Below are 21,085 nucleotides of genomic sequence, written 5' to 3'. Positions count from 1 at the left end.
CCTGTGAAATAGCTGGGGCTGCTTTGCAGCCCATCGCGACACAAGGCCGCTCCTACAGGGGAATGCGCCCTTTGCAGGTCGGCCCCGGCTATCTCGGATCAGACCAGGCAATCAGCGCTTGCGCAGGATCACACTGCCAATCGAATACCCCGCACCGAACGAGCTCAACACCCCCAGGGCGCCCTTGGCCAGGTCATCCTGGTACAGGTGGAAGGCGATTACCGAGCCTGCCGAGCTGGTATTGGCGTAACGGTCCAGAATCACCGGGGCGTCTTCCTCGGCCACTTCTCGCCCCAGCAGCTTCTTGACGATCAGGTGGTTCATGCTGAGGTTGGCCTGATGCAACCAGAAGCGCTTCACATCGCTTGGGTTCAGGCCGTTTTCCTGCAGGTGCTCACCGATCAGTTCGGCCACTTTCGGGCACACCTCGCGGAACACCTTGCGGCCTTCCTGGATGAACAGCTTGTCCGCAGCGCCCTGCCCCTCTTCCGCCGCACGGTTGAGGAAGCCGAAATTGTTGCGGATATTGTTGGAGAATTCGGTCCACAGCTTGCTGCTGACGATATCGAACTGGTGCGCCGAGCTGGCCTTGTCGGCGCGCTCGAGCACCACGGCGGTGGCCGCATCACCGAAGATGAAGTGGCTGTCGCGGTCACGGAAGTTCAAGTGCCCGGTGCACACCTCGGGGTTGACCATCAGTACTGCACGCGCCTGGCCCAGGGCCACGCTGTTGGCTGCGGTCTGGATGCCGAAGGTGGCCGAGGAACAGGCTACGTTCATGTCGAAGGCAAAGCCCTGAATGCCCAGGGCCTGCTGCACTTCGATGGCGATGGCCGGGTACGGGCGCTGCAGGTTGGAGCAGGCGACGATCACGCCGTCGATATCGGCAGCCGTGCGGCCCGCACGCTGCAAGGCCTGGTGGGCAGCGGCCACGGCCATTTCGCAAAGCACCGAGGGTTCGTCGTTGGAACGCTCCGGCAGGCGCGGCTTCATGCGCTGCGGGTCGAGGATGCCGGCCTTGTCCATGACGAAGCGGCTCTTGATGCCCGAGGCCTTTTCGATGAACGCAGCATCCGACAAGGGCGCCGCTTCGACTTCGCCACGCTCGATGGCGGCGGCGTTGTCCTGGTTGAACTGCTGGGACCAGGCGTTGAAGGAGGCCACCAGTTCTTCGTTGGAAATACTCTGGGCCGGGGTGTACAGGCCGGTGCCGCTGATCACGACGTTATGCACGGTCGTTCCTCTGTTCGAAGGCCATCGCCACGGGGGCGCTGGCGGGAATAGGACAGCCTAGTGGCACTTTAGTGCCAAGTTAGGGGCGAGGGGCTCACCCGCGAAGGGCCGCCAGGCGGCCCCAAATTGCATCAATACTGCCACAACTGTGGAAGTTTAGCCTTCCACCTGGCCCCACTGCTTGCTCAATCTTTTGTCAGAAATCGGCACTTTGGTGCCCAGTTGCTGAGCGAACAGTGACACCCGGTATTCCTCCAGCCACCAACGGTACAGGGTCAGTTGCTCATCGCGCTTGCCCTCCTGGGCATGCTTGTCGGCGCGGGCCTTGTACTGCGCCCACAGGTTGGCCAGCTCGCCGCTCCATACCCGGTCCTTCTGCACCTGCGCACCGAGTTTCTCCAGGCGCAGTTCCACTGCCTTGAGGTAACGCGGCAGTTCCTTGAACCAGGTGGCCGGGGTTTCGCGCACGAACCCTGGGTACACCAGGTTGCCCAACTGCTGCTTGATGTCATTCAGCGCCACGGCCTGGCTGAGGTCGATCTTGCCCTTGAAGCGCTTCTGCAGGCCGTGCCACAGCTTCAACACTTCCAGCGTCTGCCGGGCCAGGCGCTCGGCGTGCTCGGCCCAACTGCCGCGCTTGCGTTCGGCCAGCCCCGCCAAGGCCGCACCCTCGCGTGGCAAGGGGTGTTCACCCTCGAGGATGCAGCTGTCCAGGCTGGCCAGCAAAATGTCCTCGACCAGCGCTTCGACACGCCCCAGCTCGCGGTACAGCAGGCCCAGTTCGGTCAGCCCCGGCAGCTTGCCCCGCAGGAACTTGGCCGGCTCGGCCAGTTGCTGCAGCAGCAGCCGCTGCAAGGCACGGCGGTGCTGGAACTCGGCTTCGGCCTGGGTCGAGAAGCGGCCTTCGCGCACCGTGCCGTTTTCGTCCACCAATGCCGGGTAGACCGTCATCGACAAGCCGGCGATCTTTTGCTGGGTGGTCTGCGCCACGGGGCTGAAGGCCTTGGCCTGCACCGGCTTTTCGGCGTCAGCCGTACGCGGTACGGCCAACGCGGCCTGGCTGGCGGCGGCAAAACGGGCAGTCAGCTCGGCCAGGTCGCGGCCCTCGCCCAGGAACTTGCCCTGGCCGTCGACCACCTCGATATTCATGCGCAGGTGGCCCTCGACCAGGCTCACCGACTCGGCCCAGGCCTCGTCGGCTACCCGCACACCGGTCATGCGCAGCAATTCCTGGCCCAGGGCCTGGGGCAAGGCCCCCTGGGCGAACGGCATGCGTGCCAGCGACGCCTTGACGAAGTCGGGCACCGGCACGAAGTTCTTGCGCAGGGCCTTGGGCAGGTTGCGTACCAGCGCCACGCACTTGGCTTCGAGCAGGCCCGGCACCAGCCACTCGAGGCGTTCACCCGGCAGGTTCGGCAACAACGGCGCAGGCACGCGCACGGTCACGCCATCGCGCGGGTGCCCCGGTTCAAAGTGATAGGTCAGCGGCAGGCGCAGTTCGCCCACCTGCAGGCTGTCGGGGTACTGGGCCGCCGTGACCTCGCTGGCCTCACGCGCCAGCACGTCCTCTTCGCGCATGATCAGCAGGTTGGCGTCCTTCTGGCTGCCCATGCGGTACCAGGCATCGAAGGTGGCGGTCTGGTGAATCTCTTCGGGCAGGCGCGCCTCGTAGAACGCATACAGCGTTTCTTCATCGGCGAGAATATCGCGCCGACGCGCTTTGGCCTCCAGTTCATCAAGCTGCTCCAGCAGGCGCTTGTTGGCCGCCAGGCATTTGGCCCGCGACTGGATCTCGCCGCCTACCAGGCCCTCGCGGATGAACAGCTCACGCGAGGTGGCCGGGTCGATCGGGCCAAAGTGCACCGGGCGCCGCCCGACCAGAATCAGGCCGTACAATGTGATCTGCTCATAGGCCACGACCTGCCCGCGCTTTTTCTCCCAGTGCGGCTCGAAGTGGTTCTTCTTGACCAGGTGGCCGGCCAGCGGCTCGATCCAGTCCGGTTCGATCCGGGCCACCACGCGTGCATACAACTTGGTGGTTTCGACCAACTCGGCGGCCATCACCCACTGCGGGCGCTTACGCCCCAAGCCCGACGACGGGTGTACCCAGAAGCGCCGTTGGCGAGCCCCCTGGTAGTCGCCCTCTTCGGTTTTATGGCCGATCTGGCTGAGCAGGCCGCTGAGGATGGCCTTGTGAAACTTCTGGTAGTCGGACGGTTCCTTGTTCACCGTCAGTTGCAGATCACGGCAAATCAATGCCAGCTGGCGATGGGCATCGCGCCATTCGCGCAGGCGCAGGTAATTGAGAAAGTGCTTGCGGCACCAGTTGCGCAACGGGTTGGCGGTCAGCGCCTGGCGCTGTTCTTCAAAGCCGCGCCACAAATTCACCAACGCGGCGAAGTCGGAATCCACATCCTTCCATTGCGCGTGCGCCTGGTCCGCCGCCTGCTGGCGCTCGGGCGGGCGTTCGCGCGGGTCCTGCACCGACAACGCACTGGTGACGATCAACACTTCCTGCAAGCTACCCTGGCGTGCGCCCTCCAGTAGCATGCGGCCCAGCCGCGGGTCGATGGGCAGGCGCGCCAACTGGCGGCCGATTGGCGTCAGCTGGTTCTCGCGGTTGACCGCCGACAGTTCCTGCAACAGGTTGAAGCCGTCGCTGATGGCCTTGCCATCTGGCGGCTCGATGAACGGGAAGGCGTCAATGGCACCCAGGCGCAGGTGCAGCATTTGCAGAATCACCGCCGCCAGGTTGGTACGCAGGATTTCCGGGTCGGTGAACGCAGGCCGGCTGTTGAAATCCTCTTCGCTGTACAAGCGCACGCAAATGCCCGGCTCAACCCGGCCGCAACGGCCTTTACGCTGGTTGGCACTGGCCTGCGACACCGCCTCGATGGGCAGGCGCTGAACCTTGGCGCGGTAGCTGTAGCGGCTGATGCGCGCAGTACCGGTGTCGATCACATAGCGAATGCCCGGCACGGTCAGCGAGGTTTCGGCGACGTTGGTGGCCAGCACCACCCGGCGCCCGGTGTGCGGCTGGAAGATGCGCTGCTGCTCGGCCGGCGACAGGCGCGCGTAAAGCGGCAGAATCTCGGTATGGCGCAGTTGCGCCTTGCGCAGGATCTCGGCGGCATCGCGGATTTCCCGCTCGCCCGGCAGGAAGATCAACACGTCGCCAGGGCCTTTGCCTTGGCTGCGCTCATGCTGGGCCAGCTCGTCGAGGGTGGCGAGAATCGCCTGGTCGACCGTCAGGTCGTCCTCGATCTGGTTGCCCTCTTCGTCCTGCTCGCTGGTCAGCGGGCGGTACCAGGTTTCCACCGGGAAGGTGCGGCCAGACACCTCGATGATCGGCGCATTGTCGAAGTGTTTGGAAAAGCGCTCCAGGTCGATGGTCGCCGAGGTGATGATCAGCTTCAGTTCGGGCCGGCGGTGCAGCAAGGTCTTCAGGTAGCCGAGCAGGAAGTCGATGTTCAGGCTGCGCTCGTGCGCTTCATCGACGATGATCGTGTCGTAGCGTTCGAGAAAGCGGTCATGCTGGGTTTCGGCCAGCAGGATGCCGTCGGTCATCAGCTTGACCAGGGTGTTGGCGTCGCTCTGGTCTTCGAAACGGACTTGGTAGCCGACCAACCCACCCAGCGGCGTACCCAGCTCTTCGGCCACCCGCGCCGCCACGCTGCGCGCGGCAATGCGCCGTGGCTGGGTGTGGGCAATCAGGCCATGGCTGCCACGGCCCAGTTCCAGGCAGATCTTCGGCAACTGCGTGGTCTTGCCCGAACCGGTTTCACCGGCGATCACCAGCACCTGGTGTTCGGCGAGGGCCTTCTTGATTTCGTCGCGTTTGGCGGCGATCGGCAGGTTGTCGTCGTAACGCACGACCGGCACGCTCTGCTGGCGCGCGGTAACCTGGGCACAAGAGGCCTGGACCTTGTCCACCCACTGCGCCAGCTTGGCCTCGTCTGGGCGCTTGCGCAGCTCATGCAATTGCCGCCGCAAGCGGTGGCGGTCGGCAATCATGGCGTGGTCGAGGTTGTGCAGCAATTTGTCGATGGCGTGGTCAGTCATGGGGCTTTTTAATGATGCAGGTGAGCCTGCTTTTTCATGATCGGCATTCTGAGGATGCGCGATTGTCGCAGATTTGCGCCTGTTTTGCTGTCCAGGCTGGCGCGCACCGTGTAGGAGCGGCCTTGCGTCGCGATGGGCTGCGCAGCAGCCTCGTGGTTTTGTGCCGGGGCGCAGATTTGGGGGCTGCTACCGCAGCCCATCGCGACGCAAGGCCGCTCCTACAAGGGATCGCACAGTGGCTGAAAGTTTAGCAAGTCCTTATGTGAAGGTTGCCATTCACTGCTTTAATCACCCTTACGCCGCATGTGAGTATCAAAACCATGACGCCCGCCCAGCCCATCGCCCCACCGTTGCCGCGCCCTTCGCTACCGAAGGCCCGCAGCCGTGCCGGGGAAAACCCGCTGGTGCACATCATCCTCGCCTTCTGGGCCTTGTGGCACTGCCGCCACGCCCGCCCACCGGATACCGCCCTCACGCCGTTGTGACCAAACCCGGCCAGCCTCTGGCCGTTTGCCCCAGCCGGGCCGCCCGCCAGTGCGGTGGCCCTGCGCAGCCGTGAGCGAACCCAACATGCATTTTGCCCCCGTAGAGCACGCCACCCGTTTTCTGGCCGACAACCCTGATATCGAGTTGTTCGAGCTGTTCATTCTCGACGCCAACGGCGTACCCCGCGGCAAGCTGCTGCACCGCGACGAGTTGCTGGCCGTGTACCAGAGCGGCCGGCCGCTACCCAGTACCATTCTCGGCCTGACCCTGAACGGCGACGATGTGGAAAACTCTGGGCTGGTCTGGGATGTGGGTGATATCGACTGCCGCGCCTACCCGCTCGAGGGCAGCCTGACAAGGTTGCCCTGGCGCCGGGTGCCGACCGCCGCGGTGCAGGTGAGCATGCACCCGAGCGAGGGGTTGCCTGCCAGCATCGCCGACCCGCGCCACGTGCTGCTGCGCACCATCGAGGCGCTGCAGGCCGACGGCTACCACCCGGTGATGGCCTGCGAACTGGAGTTCTACCTGCTTGACCAGCAACGCGACGCCCAAGGCCGCCCGCAACCGGCACTGGACAACGATGGCGGGCGCCCGCGCAGCACTCAGGTGTATGGCCTGCGCGAACTGGAACAGATCGAGCCGTTTCTCGCCGATCTGTATGCCGCCTGCAAAGCCCAGGGCATCCCGGCCCGTACGGCCATTTCCGAATACGCCCCCGGCCAGGTGGAAATCACCCTGGAGCACGGTGACGCACTGCAGGCCATGGACCAGGCGGTACGCTACAAGCGCCTGGTCAAGGGCGTGGCCCATGCCCACGGCATGCAGGCCTGCTTCATGGCCAAGCCATTCGCGCACCTGGCGGGTACTGGCATGCACATGCACCTGAGCCTGGCTGACCACGCCGGCACCAATCTGTTCGCCAGCGACGACAAGGCTGGCACGCCGCTGCTGCGCCAGGCAGTCGCCGGCATGCTGCGCCACCTGCGCGAATCACTGCTGCTGTTCTGCCCCAACGCCAATTCGTTCCGCCGCTTCCAGGCCAACAGTTATGCACCACTGGCACCCACCTGGGGCGTGGACAACCGCACCGTGAGCCTGCGCGTACCCGGTGGCCCGGCCAACAGCCGGCATGTGGAGCACCGCATCTGCGGCGCCGATGCCAACCCCTACCTGGCGGCGGCGGCGATCCTGGCAGCCAGCCACCGTGGCATTCGCGAACAGCTGGACCCAGGGGCACCGGTGCAAGGCAACGGTTATGCCCAGGCTACCGAACACCTGCCCACCGACTGGCTGACGGCGCTCGACGCCCTGCAGCAGTCGGCTTGGGCCCGCGAAGCATTGGGCGAGGACTTCCTCGGCGTGTACCTGAAGGTCAAGCGCGCCGAGTACCGCCAGTTCATGGCCGAAGTCAGCGAACAGGACTGGCGCTGGTACCTGCACCAGGCCTGAGCCCCTCAACATTCAAGGAACACCCATGAACGCAGCATTGCACAAAGGCCCGGCGCAGCGCGCGCCGTCCTACTACAGCGCCACCCTCAACGACCCTACCGAGTACCCGCAACTCAAGGGCACGGTGCAGGTGGATGTGGCAATCATCGGCGGCGGCTTCACCGGCGTGGCCACGGCAGTCGAGCTGGCCGAGCGCGGCCTCAAGGTGGCCATCGTCGAAACCAACCGTATAGGCTGGGGAGCCAGCGGCCGTAACGGTGGCCAAGTCACTGGCAGCCTGTCGGGCGACGAAGCCATGCGCTCACAGATGCGCAACCACCTGGGCGCCGAGGTCGATGACTTCATCTGGCACCTGCGCTGGCGTGGCCACCAGGTAATCGAGCAGCGCGTAGCGCGCTACGGCATCGACTGCGACCTCAAGCGTGGCCATCTGCATGCCGCCATGAAACCCTCGCACATGAACGAGCTGCGCGCGTTCGAGGCCGAAGCGCAACGCCGGGGCATGGGCGAGCAGGTTCAAATGCTCGACCGCGCGGCAGTGGCTGAGCACCTGCAGAGCCCACTGTACATGGGCGCCTTGAAGAACCTGCGCAACCTGCACCTGCACCCGCTCAACCTGTGCCTGGGTGAGGCCCGCGCCGCACATGGCCTGGGCGCACTGGTGTTCGAGAATTCCGAAGTGCTGGACATCGTGCATGGCCCGCGCCCGGCGGTGGTTACCGCCCACGGCCGGGTCGAGGCACGCCAGGTGATGCTGGCCGGCGATGTGTACCACAAGCTGGAAAAGCGCCAACTCAAGGGCAAGATATTCCCGGCCATGGGCGGGATCGTCACCACCGCGCCACTGGGCGAACTGGCCCAGCAGATCAACCCCCACGACCTGGCGGTGTACGACTGCCGCTTCGTGCTCGACTATTACCGCCTGACAGCCGACAAGCGCCTGCTGTTCGGTGGCGGCGCCAACTACTCCGGCCGTGACTCGCGGGATATCGAAGGCGAGCTGCGGCCATGCATCGAACGCACGTTCCCGGCATTGAAGGGCGTGCCGATCGAGTTCCAGTGGAGCTGCGCCATGGGCATCGTGGTCAACCGCATTCCACAGCTGGGCAAGCTGTCGGACAACGTGTGGTATTGCCAGGGGTATTCCGGGCACGGCATCGCCACCAGCCACATCATGGGCGAGATCATGGCCGAGGCGTTGACCGGTACGCTCGAGCAGTTCGACACCTTCGCCCAGTGCAAGCATGTGCGGGTGCCGATGGGGGACTTGCTGGGCAACCCGCTGCTGGCGGCCGGCATGTGGTATTACCAGATGCTGGAAAAACTGCGCTGAGCCCAAAACCCATGCCCTCGCTGTAGGAGCGGCCTTGTGTCGCGATGGGCCGCAAAGCGGCCCTTGGATCTTGGCATGGGTGCTGAAATGGACGGGGCCGCTTCGCGGCCCATCGCGACACAAGGCCGCTCCTACAGGGGCCGCGCAGGGTCAGGCGATCTTCTTCAAGCCCTGCTTCTTCAGCTCTTCATCACGCAGCTCGCGGCGCAGGATCTTGCCCACGTTGGTGGTCGGCAACGCATCGCGGAACTCGACATGGCGCGGCACCTTGTAGCCGGTCACGTTGGCACGCATGTGCTCCATCACCTGCTCCTTGGTCACGGTCATGCCCGGCTTGACCACGATGAACACCTTGATCACTTCGCCCGACTTCTCGTCCGGCACCCCGATGGCCGCGCACTGCAACACGCCAGGCAAGCCGGCAAGCACATCCTCCAGCTCGTTGGGGTACACATTGAAGCCGGAGACCAGGATCATGTCCTTCTTGCGGTCGACGATACGCATGTAGCCGTCTGGCTGGATCAAGGCGATGTCGCCGGTCTTGAGCCAACCCTGGTTGTCGAGGATCTCGGCAGTGGCCTCTTCACGCTGCCAATAGCCCTTCATGACCTGCGGGCCCTTGATGCACAGTTCGCCGACTTCGCCCAACGGCAACTCGTTGCCGGCTTCGTCGATTACCTTGCACAGGGTCGACGGCACCGGAATACCAATGGTACCGACCTGGTTCGCTTCGGAAGGGTTGACCGTGGCCACCGGGCTGGTTTCCGTCATGCCGTAGCCTTCGCAGATGGCGCAACCGGTCACCGCCTTCCAGCGCTCGGCCACGCTCAACTGCAGGGCCATGCCGCCCGACAAGGTGATTTTCAGCGCCGAGAAGTCCAGGGCACGGAACCCATCGTTGTTGCACAGGGCAACGAACAGGGTGTTCAAGCCGACAAAGCCGGTGAACTTCCACTTACCCAGTTCCTTGACCATCGCCGGCAGGTCACGCGGGTTGCTGATCAACACGTTGTGGTTGCCGATCAGCATCATCGCCATGCAATGGAAGGTGAACGCGTAGATGTGGTACAGCGGCAGCGGGGTGATGAGAATTTCACAGCCTTCGTGCAGGTTCGAGCCCATCAGCGCCCGGCACTGCAGCATGTTGGCCACCAGGTTGCGGTGGGTCAGCATGGCACCCTTGGCCACGCCAGTGGTGCCGCCGGTGTACTGCAGCACCGCCACATCGTTGGCCTGCGGGTTGGCCTCGGTTACCGGCTGGCCCTTGCCCAGTGCCAGCGCAGCGTTGAAACGCACGGCCTGCGGCAGGTGGTAGGCCGGCACCATCTTCTTCACGTACTTGATCACGCTGTTGATCAGCACGCGCTTGACCGGCGGCAACAGGTCGGCCACTTCGGTGACGATGACGTGCCGGACCTGGGTCTTGGGCACTACTTTCTCAGCCAGGTGGGCCATGTTGGCCAGGCACACCAAGGCCTTGGCGCCAGAGTCGTTGAACTGGTGTTCCATTTCCCGCGCGGTGTACAGCGGGTTGGTGTTGACCACGATCAGCCCGGCGCGTATGGCACCGAACACCGCGACAGGGTATTGCAGGACATTGGGCAGTTGCACGGCAATGCGATCACCCGGCTTGAGGTCGGTATGCTGCTGCAACCAGGCGGCAAAAGCCCCCGACAGCGCATACAACTCGCCATAAGTGATAGTCTTGCCCAGGTTGCTAAAGGCCGGTTTGTCGGCAAAGCGTTGGCAGGATTGCTTGAGTACTGCCTGGATATTGGGGAATTCGTCAGGATTGATTTCCGCCGTAATCCCGGCTGGGTACTTATCCTTCCAAAAATGTTCGATCATGGAAGCCCACTCCTTCAGCAACAGCGAAGTTCGATTCACGCGTCGATGCGCTTATTATTGATATGAGATGACGGTTCGTTGCAAACCGGATCATCTGAAAGCGGGCCGAGAGTAACAGCTTTGCCTGGGGTCGCCTAGAGGCCAAAACGGGCCTTACGGTCACAAAAATGACTCAATGAACAATTTAGGTCATTTTTAGAGTATTTAGCTTAAAGTGGCAAGCTACAAGCTTCAAGCGGCAAGATAGAGCGTGCCAAAGGCTCTGATTCACCGCTTGTAGCTTGTAGCTTGCAGCTTGTAGCTTGCAGCTTGCTTCTCGCAGCTGACTCAAGCGATATCCCGCAGCTCCCGGCGCAGAATCTTGCCCACCGGCGTCATCGGCAGGGACTCGCGCAGCACGATGTGCTTGGGCACCTTGTAGCCGGTGAAGTTGGCCTTGCAGTAGGCCTTGAGCTCATCCACGCTCAACCCCCCCTCGCGCGGCACCACGAACAGCTTCACCGCCTCGCCGGAACGCTCGTCGGGCACGCCGATGGCCGCGCAGTTGGCGACCTGCGGGTGGCCCATCACCACGTCTTCGATCTCGTTGGGGTACACGTTGAAACCCGAGACGATGATCATGTCCTTCTTGCGGTCGACGATCCGCGTGAAGCCGTCGGGGTCGATCACGGCGATATCACCGGTTTTGAACCAACCGTCCGCATCCAGGGCCTGGGCGGTGGCCTCAGGTTGCTGCCAGTGGCCCTTCATCACCTGCGGCCCCTTGATGCACAACTCGCCACGCTCGCCCAACGGCAGCTCGTTGCCGTCATCATCGATGACCTTGAAGGCGGTACCGGCCACCGGGATGCCCACCGTACCCAGCCGGGCCAACTGGCCGTAGGGGTTGGTGCTGGCCACCGGCGAGGTTTCGGTCAGGCCATAGCCTTCGACAATGCGGCAGCCGGTAAGCGCCTCCCAGCGTTCGGCAGTGGCCTTGACCAGCGCCGTGCCACCGGAGTTGGTAACTTTCAGTGCCGAGAAATCCAGCCGGCGAAAACCCGGGTGATCCATCAGCGCCACGAACAGGGTGTTGAGCCCGAGCAATGCAGAGAAACGCCACTTGCCCAGCTCCTTGATGAAGCCGGGAATATCCCGCGGGTTGGTGATCAGCACGTTGTGGTTGCCGGTGACCATCATGCACATGCAGTTCGCGGTGAACGCGTAGATGTGGTACAGCGGCAGCGGCGCGATCATCACCTCCTGGCCATCCTTGAGCAGCTTCTGCCCGTCCGGGCCGTGCTGCGAAAAGCACGCCAGCACCTGCAGCATGTTGGCCACCAGGTTGCCGTGAGTAAGCATGGCGCCTTTGGCCAGACCGGTGGTGCCGCCGGTGTACTGCAGCACGGCGATGTCGTCCAGGCTCTGCGGCACCGGTTGCGGCGACAGGCCGCGCCCCTGGCGCAGCACCTGCTTGAACGGGAGTGCCTGGGGCAAGTGGTAGGCCGGCACCATCTTTTTCAGCTTGTCGACCACCGTGTTGATCAACCAGCCCTTGGCAGTGGGCAGCAGGTCGCCCATTTTCGCTTCGATCAGGTACTCGATGCCGGTGTCGGGCAACACGGCCTGCACCCGCTTGCCGAACATGTTCAGGTAGACCAACGCCCGCGCCCCGCTGTCATTGAACTGGTGGCGCATCTCGCGCTCGGTGTACAGCGGGTTGGTATTGACCACGATCAGCCCGGCACGCATGGCCCCGAACACGGCGATCGGGTACTGCAGCACGTTGGGCATCTGCACCGCGATACGGTCGCCCGGCTGCAGGTCGGTGTGCTGCTGCAACCAGGCGGCAAACGCGGCTGAATGTCGCTCCAGTTGCGCGTAGGTCAGGGTCACGCCCAGGTTGCTGAATGCCGGGCGGTCGGCAAAGCGCTTGCAAGAGCGCTCGAACACCTCGACCACCGAGGCATAGGCATTGATGTCGATGGTGGAAGGCACGCCCGCCGGGCGCTTGTCATTCCAGAAGTCGGCTTGCATTTATTATTGTTCCTCTGCCTGGACCTGCACTGCGTCCTTGGATCCTTGACCTGGTCGCCAACCGGCAAACAGGCGTTGCTTCGACGTTAGCAGGTAAGCCCGGGGTGGCCTATACGCCAAGTGCCGCCATTAACATTGTGAATCTTATTTGTGCCCTTCCTGCAATCGGGCCGGGTGTGCATACACTGTTCCGGTACCCCATGCGCACAAGGAGCCGCCATGCCCCACGACGCCTTCTGGCTGCCCGTCAGCGAGCACTGCCGCCTGTACGTGCACCAATGGCTGCCAGCCACGCCAGTGAAAGCCGTAGTCTTGCTGGCCCATGGCATGGCCGAGCATGCCGGGCGCTACCAGCGCCTGGGCCTGGCCCTGGCCGCGGCTGGCTTTGCCGTGTTCGCCGCTGACCAGCGTGGCCACGGGCGTAGCGCCGAGCACGGCAGCCTGGGCCTGTTCAGCCGCCATCATGGCTGGAATGCCGTGGTCGACGACCTCGGCCGGCTGGCCCAGTACATTGGCCAACACTACCCGGGCACACCGCTGTTCCTGTTCGGCCACAGCATGGGCAGCTATATCGCCCAGGCTTACCTGCTGCACCACAGTGCCAGCCTGCACGGGGCGATCCTGAGCGGTTCCAACTACCAGCCTGCCGCGCTGTACCGCATGGCCCGGCTGGTGGCGCGGCTGGAGGCCTGGCGCCAGGGGCCGCTGGGCAAGAGTGCGGTGATCGAATGGCTGTCCTTCGGCGCGTTCAACAAGGCCTTCAAGCCCAACCGCACGGCATTCGACTGGCTCAGCCGCGACCCGGCCGAGGTCGACCGCTACGTCAACGACCCGCTGTGCGGCTTTCGGTGCAGCAACCAGCTGTGGCTGGACCTGCTGCAAGGCTTGGCGCAGATCAGCCAGCCGGGTAACCTCGCACAGATCGATCCGAACCTGCCGATACTGATAATGGGTGGGGAATGTGATCCGGTCAGTGCCGGCAAGCGTCTCACCCATCTGGCCGACGCCCTGCGCGCCACCGGCAATCGACATGTACAGCTACGCGTCTATCCTGAAGCGCGGCATGAAGTACTCAACGAAACCAACCGTAACGAGGTCACTGCCGACATTGTCGGCTGGCTTGAACAGGCACTGGCCATTGATCGGCCTGTGCGCAGTGAATGACAGCCACCCTCGCCTACCGCTCAAGGAAACCCCGATGTCCCAGGTCACCAACACGCCTTACGAAGCCCTCGAAGTAGGCCAGAAGGCGCAATACCAGAAGTCCGTCGAAGAGCGCGACATCCAGCTGTTCGCGGCGATGTCCGGTGACCACAACCCGGTGCACCTGGACGCCGAGTTTGCGGCCAAGAGCATGTTCCGCGAACGCATTGCCCACGGCATGTTCAGCGGCGCGTTGATCAGTGCGGCAGTGGCCTGCACCCTGCCAGGCCCTGGCACCATCTACCTGGGCCAGCAGATGAGCTTCCAGAAGCCGGTGAAGATTGGCGACACGCTCACCGTACGCCTGGAAATTCTGGAAAAACTGCCCAAGTTCAAAGTGCGCATCGCGACCAATGTGTACAACCAGAACGATGAGCTGGTGGTGCAGGGCGAAGCGGAGATCCTGGCGCCACGCAAGCAGCAGACCGTGGAACTGGTATCGCCACCGAATTTCGTTGCCAGCTGAGCATAGCGCTGGCACTACCGGCCCTGCGGCGGGCGAATGCCCGCCCCCAGGCAACCATCAGTCTGGCATCCGCTGGGTGACCAACTCCACCAGGCGGTCCAGGCTCTCACCCCAGCCCTGGTAGAACCCCATGTCCTCGTGGGCCTTGCAATCGGCAGCATTCCAGTGCCAGGCCCGGGCGGTATAACGGGTTTTGCCCCGTTCCTCGTCCAGGCTGATCACGGCGGTCATGAACGCCTTGTTCGACGGTACCCAGCCGGGGCCAAACGCATCGGTGAACACCAGGCGCCGCGGTGCCGCAATTTCCAGGAACACGCCCTGGGTGGGGTACTCGCTGCCATCCGGCGCCCGCATCAAGGTGCGGAACAGGCCGCCGGGCCACAATTGCATCTCGCATTCCGGGGTGCTCATGCCATGCGGCCCCCACCATTGCCTTAGCCACTCGGGCTCGGTCCAGGCGCGGAACACTTTGGCCGGTGGGGCGTCGATCAGGCGACTGATCAACAACTCATGTTGCGCTTGCGCAGCAGGGGCAAGGCTCATCGGGTGTTGTCTCCGTGGCAGTCAGGGTGGCAGTTCACACAGCAAGGCTGTGCGAATTCCCCACGTCCACGATAGACCAGGCCCGCCCCACGAGGGTGGCCCGCCGAGCAGCGGCTCAGTGCGTTTGGCGATAACGGCCCACGGCGTTCGAGCGCCGCGCGGGGGCGCTCGAACCTCCTGTAGCCGGTCAACCCTGCTGGCAGCCCTCGCCCATGGCACGGTACTGGATGGTATGCACCTGGCCGTGGTGGTCTTCATAGGTCATGGTGGCAGGCACCACTTCGCAGACATTGGGAATGGTCGACAGGTCGATTACCCGCTTGATATCCAGGTTCATCGAGTAGTCGTACTGCTGGGCCACTGGCTGGGTGGAGACGGGCTTGGCCTCATCGGCGAGGGCGAACGAGGACATACCGACCAATGCAAGAATCAGTAATGGTTTCATGGTGTTTTGCCTTTTGAGCATTCAAGCTGATCGATTGACTTCTAATGCCGTTTCCGGCGCGGAGAAGTTGCCATCTACGGTGAAGATGGCACGAAGTACCGATCCCGCTTCGTACTGCAGGGGGGATGCCTGAAATTCTACGCCTGGCCGTTAATAGTTGAACCCCGAACTCGGATATTCACTCTTGCCGAATTTGCAACAATCTGCGACAAGATAGCCGCAAAGCATTACGCCAGAGCCTCTGCTCTGTACTCAGGGGAAATTCGCCATTTCTGAACACTTAACCTGCTCGACACTTGCGGATACAGAACGCCGGCTGCTGGACCACTTTTACCGGCAACAAGGCTCGCGCATGCGCGCGGCAAGCGATGCGCAGTTGTGGGTAGCCAGGGGGCCGGGGATCATTGCCGGGCTGAGCCTGGCCAGGGTAACCGGGGGTTTCTGGCTGACCGGCCTGTTCGTCGACCCGCAACGGCGCCAGCAAGGGATAGCCGGCAAACTGGTGAAGGCGGCGCTGGCCCAGGCTGACGGGCCAACCTGGCTGTTTTGCCACCCCGACCTGCTGGCGTTCTATCAACGCCTGGGTTTCGAACTGGCGCAGTGCCTGCCCGACACCCTGCATGGCCGCTTGCAACGTTACCAGCGCAGCAAACGCCTGGTGGCCCTGCAGCAGGGTCAGTCGTCGCCTGCTTCCAGCCCTGGGAACAACACGTCGGTGTAGCCGAACTTGGTAAAGTCCTGGATCCGCGATGGGTACAAACGCCCGATCAGGTGGTCGCACTCATGCTGCACCACCCGCGCGTGGAAGCCTTCGGCAAAGCGGCGGATCGCGTTGCCCTGTGGGTCGATGCCCTCATAGCAAATGTGCTTGAAGCGTGGTACCACGCCGCGCAAGCCGGGCACCGACAGGCAGCCTTCCCAACCGTCTTCCAGTTCAGTGGAAGTCGGGGTGATGACCGGGTTCAGCAGGATGGTCTGCGGCACCGCTTCGGCGTCCGGGTACCGCTCGCTGCGTTCAAAGCCGAAAATCACCAGCTGCAGGTCGATGCCTACCTGCGGCGCGGCCAGGCCCACGCCGCCGACATGGCGCATGGTTTCAAACATGTCGTCGATCAGTTGCTGCAGCTCGCCGCTGCCCAGCAGCTGCGCGGGCACTGGCGCGGCGACGCGCAGCAGGCGCTCGTCGCCCATCTTGAGAATGTCACGGATCATCGGGGGTTGGGCTCGGAAGTCTGCGCCTGGCCCGAAGTGGGGTGCTCATGGCCCAGAACACTGATGGTCTGAGCGGGCGCGTGCTCGTCGAAATCCTTTTCACCGGGGTTTTTGCCCTCGGCCGACATGTGCTCGATCACCGCATTCATTTCGGCGCCCAGCAACAGCACGGCAGCCGAGATGTAGAAATACAGCAACAGCACGATGATTGCACCAATGCTGCCGTACATGGCGTTGTAGTCCGCGAAGGTTTTCACATAGTAGGCAAAGCCCAGCGACGCGATGATCCACACCACCACCGCCAGCACCGAGCCCGGCGTGATGAAGCGGAACTTCTGTTTCACATCAGGCATTACGTAGTAGATCAACGCGACCGCCACCATCAGCAGAAAGACGATCACCGGCCAGCGCAACACCGTCCACAAGGTGACGATGAACTCCTGCATGCCGATCTGGGCGGCGATCCACTCCATGACTTGCGGGCCCAGCACCATCAGCGCGGCGGCTGCCAGCAGCATGCCGGCCAGGCCCACGGTGTAGAAAATGGATAACGGGATGCGCTTCCAAACCGGCCGGCCCTCGGGCACATCATAGGCGGCGTTCATGGCGCTCATCATCAGGCGCACACCGGCCGATGCGGTCCACAAGGCGATCACGATACCAACCGACAACAGCCCGCCCTTGGATTGCTGTAACTGGTCGATTACCGGGTTCACCTGCTCCAGGGCCTGGGGTGGCAATACCAGCTCCGATTGCAGGCGCAACCAGGAGAAAAAGTCGGGCAGGTGCAAAAAGCCGATCAGGGCAATCAGGAACAGCAAGAATGGGAATAGCGAGAACAGCGCCTGGTAGGCCAGCGCCGACGCATAGGTGGACATCTCGTCATCGAGAAATTCCTTGACGGTGCGCGCCAGCACGCGGTGCAAAGGCAGGCCCTGCAGGGCGGAAAAAATCATAGCGTCTCCTTTCGCCGCTTGATCGAATCAACACACAAGTCTAATAGACCGTGCCGATGCTGTGCTGCTCCCAGTCGCGATTGAAGAAATTGGCGGCAAAAGTAACGGCCTCTTCGCACGCATGCGAAGAGGCCGACACAGGCTTGCTCAGATCACGGTTTTTTTACCGCGTCTTTCACATCGCCCTTCACTTGCTGCGCCTCGCCTTTGAGCTCTTGCGCCTTGCCCTCGGCACGCAGCTTGTCGTTGTCGGTCACCTTGCCGACACCTTGTTTCACGTTGCCCATCGCCTCATTGGCCAGGCCTTTGACTTTGTCTTTAGTACCGCTCATGGCAAAACTCCTGCAAATGGAGACACGTGTACAGTGTCGACAAAAGGTGGACCCAGCACCCAGCGCAAGAGTTTCAACGAATTTTCACCCCGCAAGCCAAGCGGTCAATCTACGGGCGAATACCGCACCATACCCGGCCCATGCGTCTGATGCCCGCAGTGCTGGCCTTGCTGCCACTGCTGCCCCTGTCCACCCTGGCCACCGCTGCCGCCAGCCCTGAAACCCTGCGTGTCGAGCGTTACACCGACGACGGCAACCCCGGCACCCTGCGCTGGGCCATTGAAACCAGTAACCGGAACCCCGGCCATTACCGTATCGACATCGCCGCCGTGGGCAAGCCACCTTATGTGATCCGCCCCAGCCACGCGCTGCCGGAAATCAAAGGCCCGGTCAGCATCACCGGGCTGGCCTGGGCACGCGAGGGTCAGTACATTGCCATCGACGGCTCCGCCTACATCAAGGACCAGGGTGTTCGCACCTGCCCCGGCGCCCTGCCCGGATCGGGGTCAGCGTCACCGGTGAGGGCAACATCCTCGACGGCAACCTGATCCACGGCAACCGCATCGGCGTGGCCCTGCGCCCGGAGCCTGAGGTAACTACCACACGCCTCAGCGGGAACCGTATCTGGGCCAACAGCCAGGATATCCGCCGCTGCCAGGCGGGCGGCTCATGCGTACCCGGGCAGCGCACCGGGGCCATCGTGTTTGGCGTGCCAGCCCAGGCACACGCCTTGTATGTGGGCTCACGCGGGGTTGGCGCCGACCTGCCGAAGCAGGACCAGGCACTTATCTGCAACGCCAAGGGCGAGCCCAAGCCGTGCCAGCCGCTGCCCAACCACAATCAGCCGGCACCACGGCTGCTGGCGCTGGAAGGCAATGTGCTGCGCGGTGAAGTACAGGGGCCGGCATCGAGCCTGCTGCGCGTTGAGTTCTTCGGCAATGCCCAGGCCGACGCCACCGAGGCCGAGCACTACCTTGGCGAAGTGCAGGTGAACAGTGACGTACAAGGGCAGGCACGGTTTGCCCAGGCGCTGGACGACATCGCTGGGTTGCGCAGCTTCACCGCGACCGTCACTACCGCTGACGGGGCGACCTCCGAGCTGAGCCTGCCGCTTCGTCGCTGACGCACCGCCAGGGCCGGCTGATGGCGGGGGTGGGGCGCAACCCAAGGCAGCGCCCGTGCCCCCCACCTGGCGCGCCCGCAGCAGGCACAACCATCAAACCTTGCCCCGCCCCGTGGCACCCCTCACAATGCAGGCCTTCATAGCGTCAACCCGCAGGAACCTGCATGAAACTCGACAAACCCGCCGCCATCGCCCGGCGCAACCAAGCACTGGCCCGCCCGGTGCTGAACAGCAGCAACACCCTGTTCGCCATTCTGGACAACAAACGCAACCTGTGGTGGTTCGAAGTGCCGGTGGCGCTGCTGGGCAAGGGCCAGGCCGACTGGGTCAACCTGCTGCTGCACACCCCGCAAACCGACGAGCTGCAGCACCTGAAAGTGCCGACCAACTTCCTCAAGGCCCACCTGGAGCAGATGGAAGTGCGCAAGCCTGGCAAGCGCCGCTCGACCATCAGCCTGGCGCTGAGCGCCGACCGCGACTCGCTGCTGCGCGACACCCGCCCAGGTGGCGAGCAGCTGGACTTCCGCAACTTCGTTCAGGCCTGATCAGGCCTTTTCGATCCGGTCGTCATGGATGACGATCAAGCCCTGCTTGAACAAGCCGCCAATGGCTTTCTTGAAGTTGCCCTTGCTGACATTGAACAGCTTGCTGATCAACGCCGGGTCGCTCTTGTCACACACCCCCAGCACCCCGCCTTCGGCCTCCAGGCGCGCCATGATCTGCTCCTGCAGGCTGTCGGCCAAGGCCGCGCCCACCGGCTGCAGGCTGAGGGCGATCTTGCCGTCGTGGCGCAGTTCCTTGATGAAACCCTTCTCGTGCATGCCCGAGCGCAGGAACTTGAACACTTCGTTCTTGTGGATCAGGCCCCAGTGGCGGTTGTTGATGATGGCCTTGAAGCCCATCGGCGTTTCGCCAGCCACCAACAGCTCAACCGGCTGCCCGACCTTGTAATCGGCCGGGGCCACGTCGAGGTAGCGGTCCAGGCGGGAAGTGGCGGTGATGCGGCGGGTGCGCTTGTCGAGGTACACGTGCACCACGCAGTAGTCGCCGATCTTCAACGGCCGCGCCTCTTCCGAGTACGGCATCAACAGGTCCTTGGACAAGCCCCAGTCGAGGAAGATGCCGGCACCGTTGATGTCCTTGACCTTGAGGCTGGCAAACTCACCGACCTGCACCTTGGGCTTCTCGGTGGTCGCAATCAGCTGGTCTTCGCTGTCCAGGTAGATGAACACGTTCAACCAGTCATCGACTTCGGTTTCGGCGTTTTTCGGGATATAGCGCCCGGGCAGCAGGATCTCGCCATCGGCGCCGCCGTCCAGGTACAGACCGAAGTCCACGTGTTTCACGATTTGCAAACTGTTGTAACGCCCAAGCAGAGCCATTTCCGATGATCCTCATGACAAGGCGGCTATTCTACACCTGAAGCCAGCGCGCCGCCCGACCGCTGATGCAGTGGAACCGCCGTGCCCCCCTCGCGTCTACCGTCTGGCCAGCCACTGCAAGGAACAGCACATGCCTTCACGCCTGTCCAAAGCCCTGCTCATCGCCCTTGGATTCGCCCTGGCCCTAGGCGCCTGCAGCCGCATGGACCTGGCCTACCGCAACCTCGATCGCCTGGTGCCGTGGTCGCTGGGCGACTACCTGGACATGAACGGCAGGCAAAAGGCCTTGCTCGACGACCGCCTCAAGCAACACCTGGCCTGGCACTGCAAGACCCAGCTACCGGGCTACCTCGACTGGCTGGAGCGGGTCCGCGCCATGGTCGCCGACAACCAGGTGACCGACCAGGCGCTGCAGCAACGCACCCGCGAAGCGCGCCAGGCGATTGGCCGTGTGGCCGAGGAAATCACCCCTTCGGCGACCGAGTTGTTGCGCGGCATGAGCGACAGCCAAGTGGCCGAAATGCGTGAAGCGTTCCGCGACGACATCGCCGAGCGGCAAAAAGAGTACGTCGATACCCCGCTGGCCGAGCAGGTCAGCGAGCGCAGCGCGCGTATGGAAAAACGCCTGACCGCCTGGTTTGGCCCACTGTCCGCGGTGCAGAAGCAACGCGTACAAGCCTGGTCAGCAGCGCTGGGCGACCAGAACCGCGAATGGATCGCCAACCGCGCCCACTGGCAGCAACAGCTGCTGCTGGCGATGAACCAACGCAACGACGCCAGCTTCGAGCCGCGCCTGGCGACCTTGTTGCAGCACAAGGAAAGCCTGTGGACGCCGGAATACCGCGCTGCCTTCCAGAACACCGAACAACAGGCGCGCAGCCTGTTGGTAGACCTGGTGCAGCAAAGTAGCGTGCACCAGCGGCAGTTGCTGCAAGCGCGGTTGGCCAAGGTGCGCGACCACTTCAGTGAGCTGAAGTGCCTGAAGAGTGCCTGAAG

The 21,085-nt window shown here is 63.3% G+C and carries 18 protein-coding genes and 1 pseudogene; 9 read left to right on the top strand and 10 right to left on the bottom strand.

Annotation, left to right across the window (positions count from 1 at the left end; all coding sequences use genetic code 11):
* Positions 1–111 precede the first annotated feature (111 nt).
* Positions 112–1,233 carry a beta-ketoacyl-ACP synthase III gene (locus AACG97_RS07960; protein WP_009686756.1) on the bottom strand — a complete coding sequence of 374 codons (1,122 nt, stop codon included), beginning with the start codon at positions 1,231–1,233 and terminating at the stop codon, positions 112–114.
* Positions 1,234–1,389: 156 nt separating this feature from the next.
* Positions 1,390–5,295, bottom strand: coding sequence for an ATP-dependent RNA helicase HrpA (gene hrpA / locus AACG97_RS07955; RefSeq protein WP_182390206.1), 3,906 nt, complete (start codon positions 5,293–5,295; stop codon positions 1,390–1,392).
* 320 nt (positions 5,296–5,615) lie between these two features.
* On the opposite strand from hrpA, the gene AACG97_RS07950 reads away from it, so the two are divergent.
* The 3 genes from AACG97_RS07950 to AACG97_RS07940 all read left to right on the top strand — a co-directional run bounded on the left by AACG97_RS07950 (position 5,616) and on the right by AACG97_RS07940 (position 8,563).
* Positions 5,616–5,780 (top strand): hypothetical protein, encoded by a 165-nt coding sequence (locus AACG97_RS07950; protein WP_009686760.1) that lies wholly within the window; start codon positions 5,616–5,618, stop codon positions 5,778–5,780.
* 85 nt (positions 5,781–5,865) lie between these two features.
* On the top strand, positions 5,866–7,230 hold the full coding sequence (locus AACG97_RS07945; RefSeq protein WP_225785756.1) for a glutamine synthetase family protein: 1,365 nt from the start codon (positions 5,866–5,868) through the stop codon (positions 7,228–7,230).
* 25 nt (positions 7,231–7,255) lie between these two features.
* Positions 7,256–8,563 (top strand): NAD(P)/FAD-dependent oxidoreductase, encoded by a 1,308-nt coding sequence (locus AACG97_RS07940; protein WP_197885827.1) that lies wholly within the window; start codon positions 7,256–7,258, stop codon positions 8,561–8,563.
* Between the two features lie 150 nt (positions 8,564–8,713).
* On the opposite strand, the gene fadD1 is transcribed toward AACG97_RS07940, so the two are convergent.
* On the bottom strand, positions 8,714–10,411 hold the full coding sequence (gene fadD1 / locus AACG97_RS07935) for a long-chain-fatty-acid--CoA ligase FadD1 (protein ID WP_197885826.1): 1,698 nt from the start codon (positions 10,409–10,411) through the stop codon (positions 8,714–8,716).
* Between the two features lie 327 nt (positions 10,412–10,738).
* Positions 10,739–12,427, bottom strand: coding sequence for a long-chain-fatty-acid--CoA ligase FadD2 (fadD2, locus tag AACG97_RS07930; protein ID WP_225785757.1), 1,689 nt, complete (start codon positions 12,425–12,427; stop codon positions 10,739–10,741).
* Positions 12,428–12,646: 219 nt separating this feature from the next.
* Here fadD2 and AACG97_RS07925 point away from each other — a divergent pair, with 219 nt between their 5' ends.
* Both AACG97_RS07925 and AACG97_RS07920 read left to right on the top strand, forming a co-directional pair.
* Complete coding sequence (locus tag AACG97_RS07925) at positions 12,647–13,591, top strand: alpha/beta hydrolase (protein ID WP_029885386.1); 945 nt, start codon at positions 12,647–12,649, stop codon at positions 13,589–13,591.
* A 34-nt stretch (positions 13,592–13,625) separates the two neighbouring features.
* A complete protein-coding gene (locus AACG97_RS07920) occupies positions 13,626–14,096 on the top strand; it encodes a MaoC family dehydratase (RefSeq protein ID WP_009686767.1) in 471 nt (156 codons plus the stop codon).
* Between the two features lie 57 nt (positions 14,097–14,153).
* On the opposite strand, the gene AACG97_RS07915 is transcribed toward AACG97_RS07920, so the two are convergent.
* Both AACG97_RS07915 and AACG97_RS07910 read right to left on the bottom strand, forming a co-directional pair.
* Positions 14,154–14,639 (bottom strand): SRPBCC family protein, encoded by a 486-nt coding sequence (locus AACG97_RS07915; RefSeq protein ID WP_009686768.1) that lies wholly within the window; start codon positions 14,637–14,639, stop codon positions 14,154–14,156.
* Between the two features lie 187 nt (positions 14,640–14,826).
* A complete protein-coding gene (locus AACG97_RS07910; RefSeq protein ID WP_009686769.1) occupies positions 14,827–15,084 on the bottom strand; it encodes a DUF2790 domain-containing protein in 258 nt (85 codons plus the stop codon).
* A gap of 316 nt (positions 15,085–15,400) precedes the next feature.
* On the opposite strand from AACG97_RS07910, the gene AACG97_RS07905 reads away from it, so the two are divergent.
* Positions 15,401–15,805: a GNAT family N-acetyltransferase gene (locus AACG97_RS07905; protein WP_256673377.1), complete on the top strand. Its 405-nt coding sequence runs from the start codon at positions 15,401–15,403 to the stop codon at positions 15,803–15,805.
* On the opposite strand, the gene def is transcribed toward AACG97_RS07905, so the two are convergent.
* The 3 genes from def to AACG97_RS07890 form a co-directional block, all read right to left on the bottom strand.
* Complete coding sequence (gene def, locus AACG97_RS07900) at positions 15,760–16,296, bottom strand: peptide deformylase (RefSeq protein WP_054881623.1); 537 nt, start codon at positions 16,294–16,296, stop codon at positions 15,760–15,762. The genes AACG97_RS07905 and def overlap by 46 nt on opposite strands.
* Positions 16,293–17,252 carry a YihY/virulence factor BrkB family protein gene (locus AACG97_RS07895; RefSeq protein WP_009686772.1) on the bottom strand — a complete coding sequence of 320 codons (960 nt, stop codon included), beginning with the start codon at positions 17,250–17,252 and terminating at the stop codon, positions 16,293–16,295. The genes def and AACG97_RS07895 overlap by 4 nt, the downstream gene beginning before the upstream one ends.
* Positions 17,253–17,404: 152 nt before the next feature.
* Positions 17,405–17,584 (bottom strand): CsbD family protein, encoded by a 180-nt coding sequence (locus tag AACG97_RS07890; protein WP_029885390.1) that lies wholly within the window; start codon positions 17,582–17,584, stop codon positions 17,405–17,407.
* 140 nt (positions 17,585–17,724) lie between these two features.
* Here AACG97_RS07890 and AACG97_RS07885 point away from each other — a divergent pair.
* Both AACG97_RS07885 and AACG97_RS07880 read left to right on the top strand, forming a co-directional pair.
* A pseudogene (locus AACG97_RS07885) lies at positions 17,725–18,707 on the top strand (hypothetical protein).
* A 164-nt stretch (positions 18,708–18,871) separates the two neighbouring features.
* Positions 18,872–19,252: a hypothetical protein gene (locus AACG97_RS07880; protein WP_009686775.1), complete on the top strand. Its 381-nt coding sequence runs from the start codon at positions 18,872–18,874 to the stop codon at positions 19,250–19,252.
* Here AACG97_RS07880 and AACG97_RS07875 read toward each other — a convergent pair whose 3' ends face one another.
* On the bottom strand, positions 19,253–20,089 hold the full coding sequence (locus AACG97_RS07875) for a CvfB family protein (RefSeq protein ID WP_009686776.1): 837 nt from the start codon (positions 20,087–20,089) through the stop codon (positions 19,253–19,255).
* 130 nt (positions 20,090–20,219) lie between these two features.
* On the opposite strand from AACG97_RS07875, the gene AACG97_RS07870 reads away from it, so the two are divergent.
* Complete coding sequence (locus tag AACG97_RS07870; protein ID WP_197885824.1) at positions 20,220–21,083, top strand: DUF6279 family lipoprotein; 864 nt, start codon at positions 20,220–20,222, stop codon at positions 21,081–21,083.
* Positions 21,084–21,085 lie beyond the last annotated feature (2 nt).

Source organism: Pseudomonas sp. Nvir, assembly GCF_963778085.1.
Taxonomy (GTDB): Bacteria; Pseudomonadota; Gammaproteobacteria; order Pseudomonadales; family Pseudomonadaceae; genus Aquipseudomonas; species Aquipseudomonas juntendi.
The sequence above is the reverse complement of the archived record's forward strand: the minus strand, read 5'-3'. Positions and strand labels throughout refer to the sequence as shown.

Bases quoted from the DNA above. Each gene is read 5' to 3' on its own strand.
- AACG97_RS07945 (WP_225785756.1), top strand. From the start codon at position 5,866: ATGCATTTTGCCCCCGTAGAGCACGCCACCCGTTTTCTGGCCGACAAC.
- fadD1 (WP_197885826.1), bottom strand. From the start codon at position 10,411: ATGATCGAACATTTTTGGAAGGATAAGTACCCAGCCGGGATTACGGCG.
- hrpA (WP_182390206.1), bottom strand. From the start codon at position 5,295: ATGACTGACCACGCCATCGACAAATTGCTGCACAACCTCGACCACGCC.
- AACG97_RS07920 (WP_009686767.1), top strand. From the start codon at position 13,626: ATGTCCCAGGTCACCAACACGCCTTACGAAGCCCTCGAAGTAGGCCAG.
- AACG97_RS07940 (WP_197885827.1), top strand. From the start codon at position 7,256: ATGAACGCAGCATTGCACAAAGGCCCGGCGCAGCGCGCGCCGTCCTAC.
- fadD2 (WP_225785757.1), bottom strand. From the start codon at position 12,427: ATGCAAGCCGACTTCTGGAATGACAAGCGCCCGGCGGGCGTGCCTTCC.
- AACG97_RS07870 (WP_197885824.1), top strand. From the start codon at position 20,220: ATGCCTTCACGCCTGTCCAAAGCCCTGCTCATCGCCCTTGGATTCGCC.
- AACG97_RS07910 (WP_009686769.1), bottom strand. From the start codon at position 15,084: ATGAAACCATTACTGATTCTTGCATTGGTCGGTATGTCCTCGTTCGCC.
- AACG97_RS07895 (WP_009686772.1), bottom strand. From the start codon at position 17,252: ATGATTTTTTCCGCCCTGCAGGGCCTGCCTTTGCACCGCGTGCTGGCG.
- AACG97_RS07875 (WP_009686776.1), bottom strand. From the start codon at position 20,089: ATGGCTCTGCTTGGGCGTTACAACAGTTTGCAAATCGTGAAACACGTG.
- def (WP_054881623.1), bottom strand. From the start codon at position 16,296: ATGATCCGTGACATTCTCAAGATGGGCGACGAGCGCCTGCTGCGCGTC.
- AACG97_RS07880 (WP_009686775.1), top strand. From the start codon at position 18,872: ATGAAACTCGACAAACCCGCCGCCATCGCCCGGCGCAACCAAGCACTG.
- AACG97_RS07950 (WP_009686760.1), top strand. From the start codon at position 5,616: ATGACGCCCGCCCAGCCCATCGCCCCACCGTTGCCGCGCCCTTCGCTA.
- AACG97_RS07925 (WP_029885386.1), top strand. From the start codon at position 12,647: ATGCCCCACGACGCCTTCTGGCTGCCCGTCAGCGAGCACTGCCGCCTG.
- AACG97_RS07915 (WP_009686768.1), bottom strand. From the start codon at position 14,639: ATGAGCCTTGCCCCTGCTGCGCAAGCGCAACATGAGTTGTTGATCAGT.
- AACG97_RS07890 (WP_029885390.1), bottom strand. From the start codon at position 17,584: ATGAGCGGTACTAAAGACAAAGTCAAAGGCCTGGCCAATGAGGCGATG.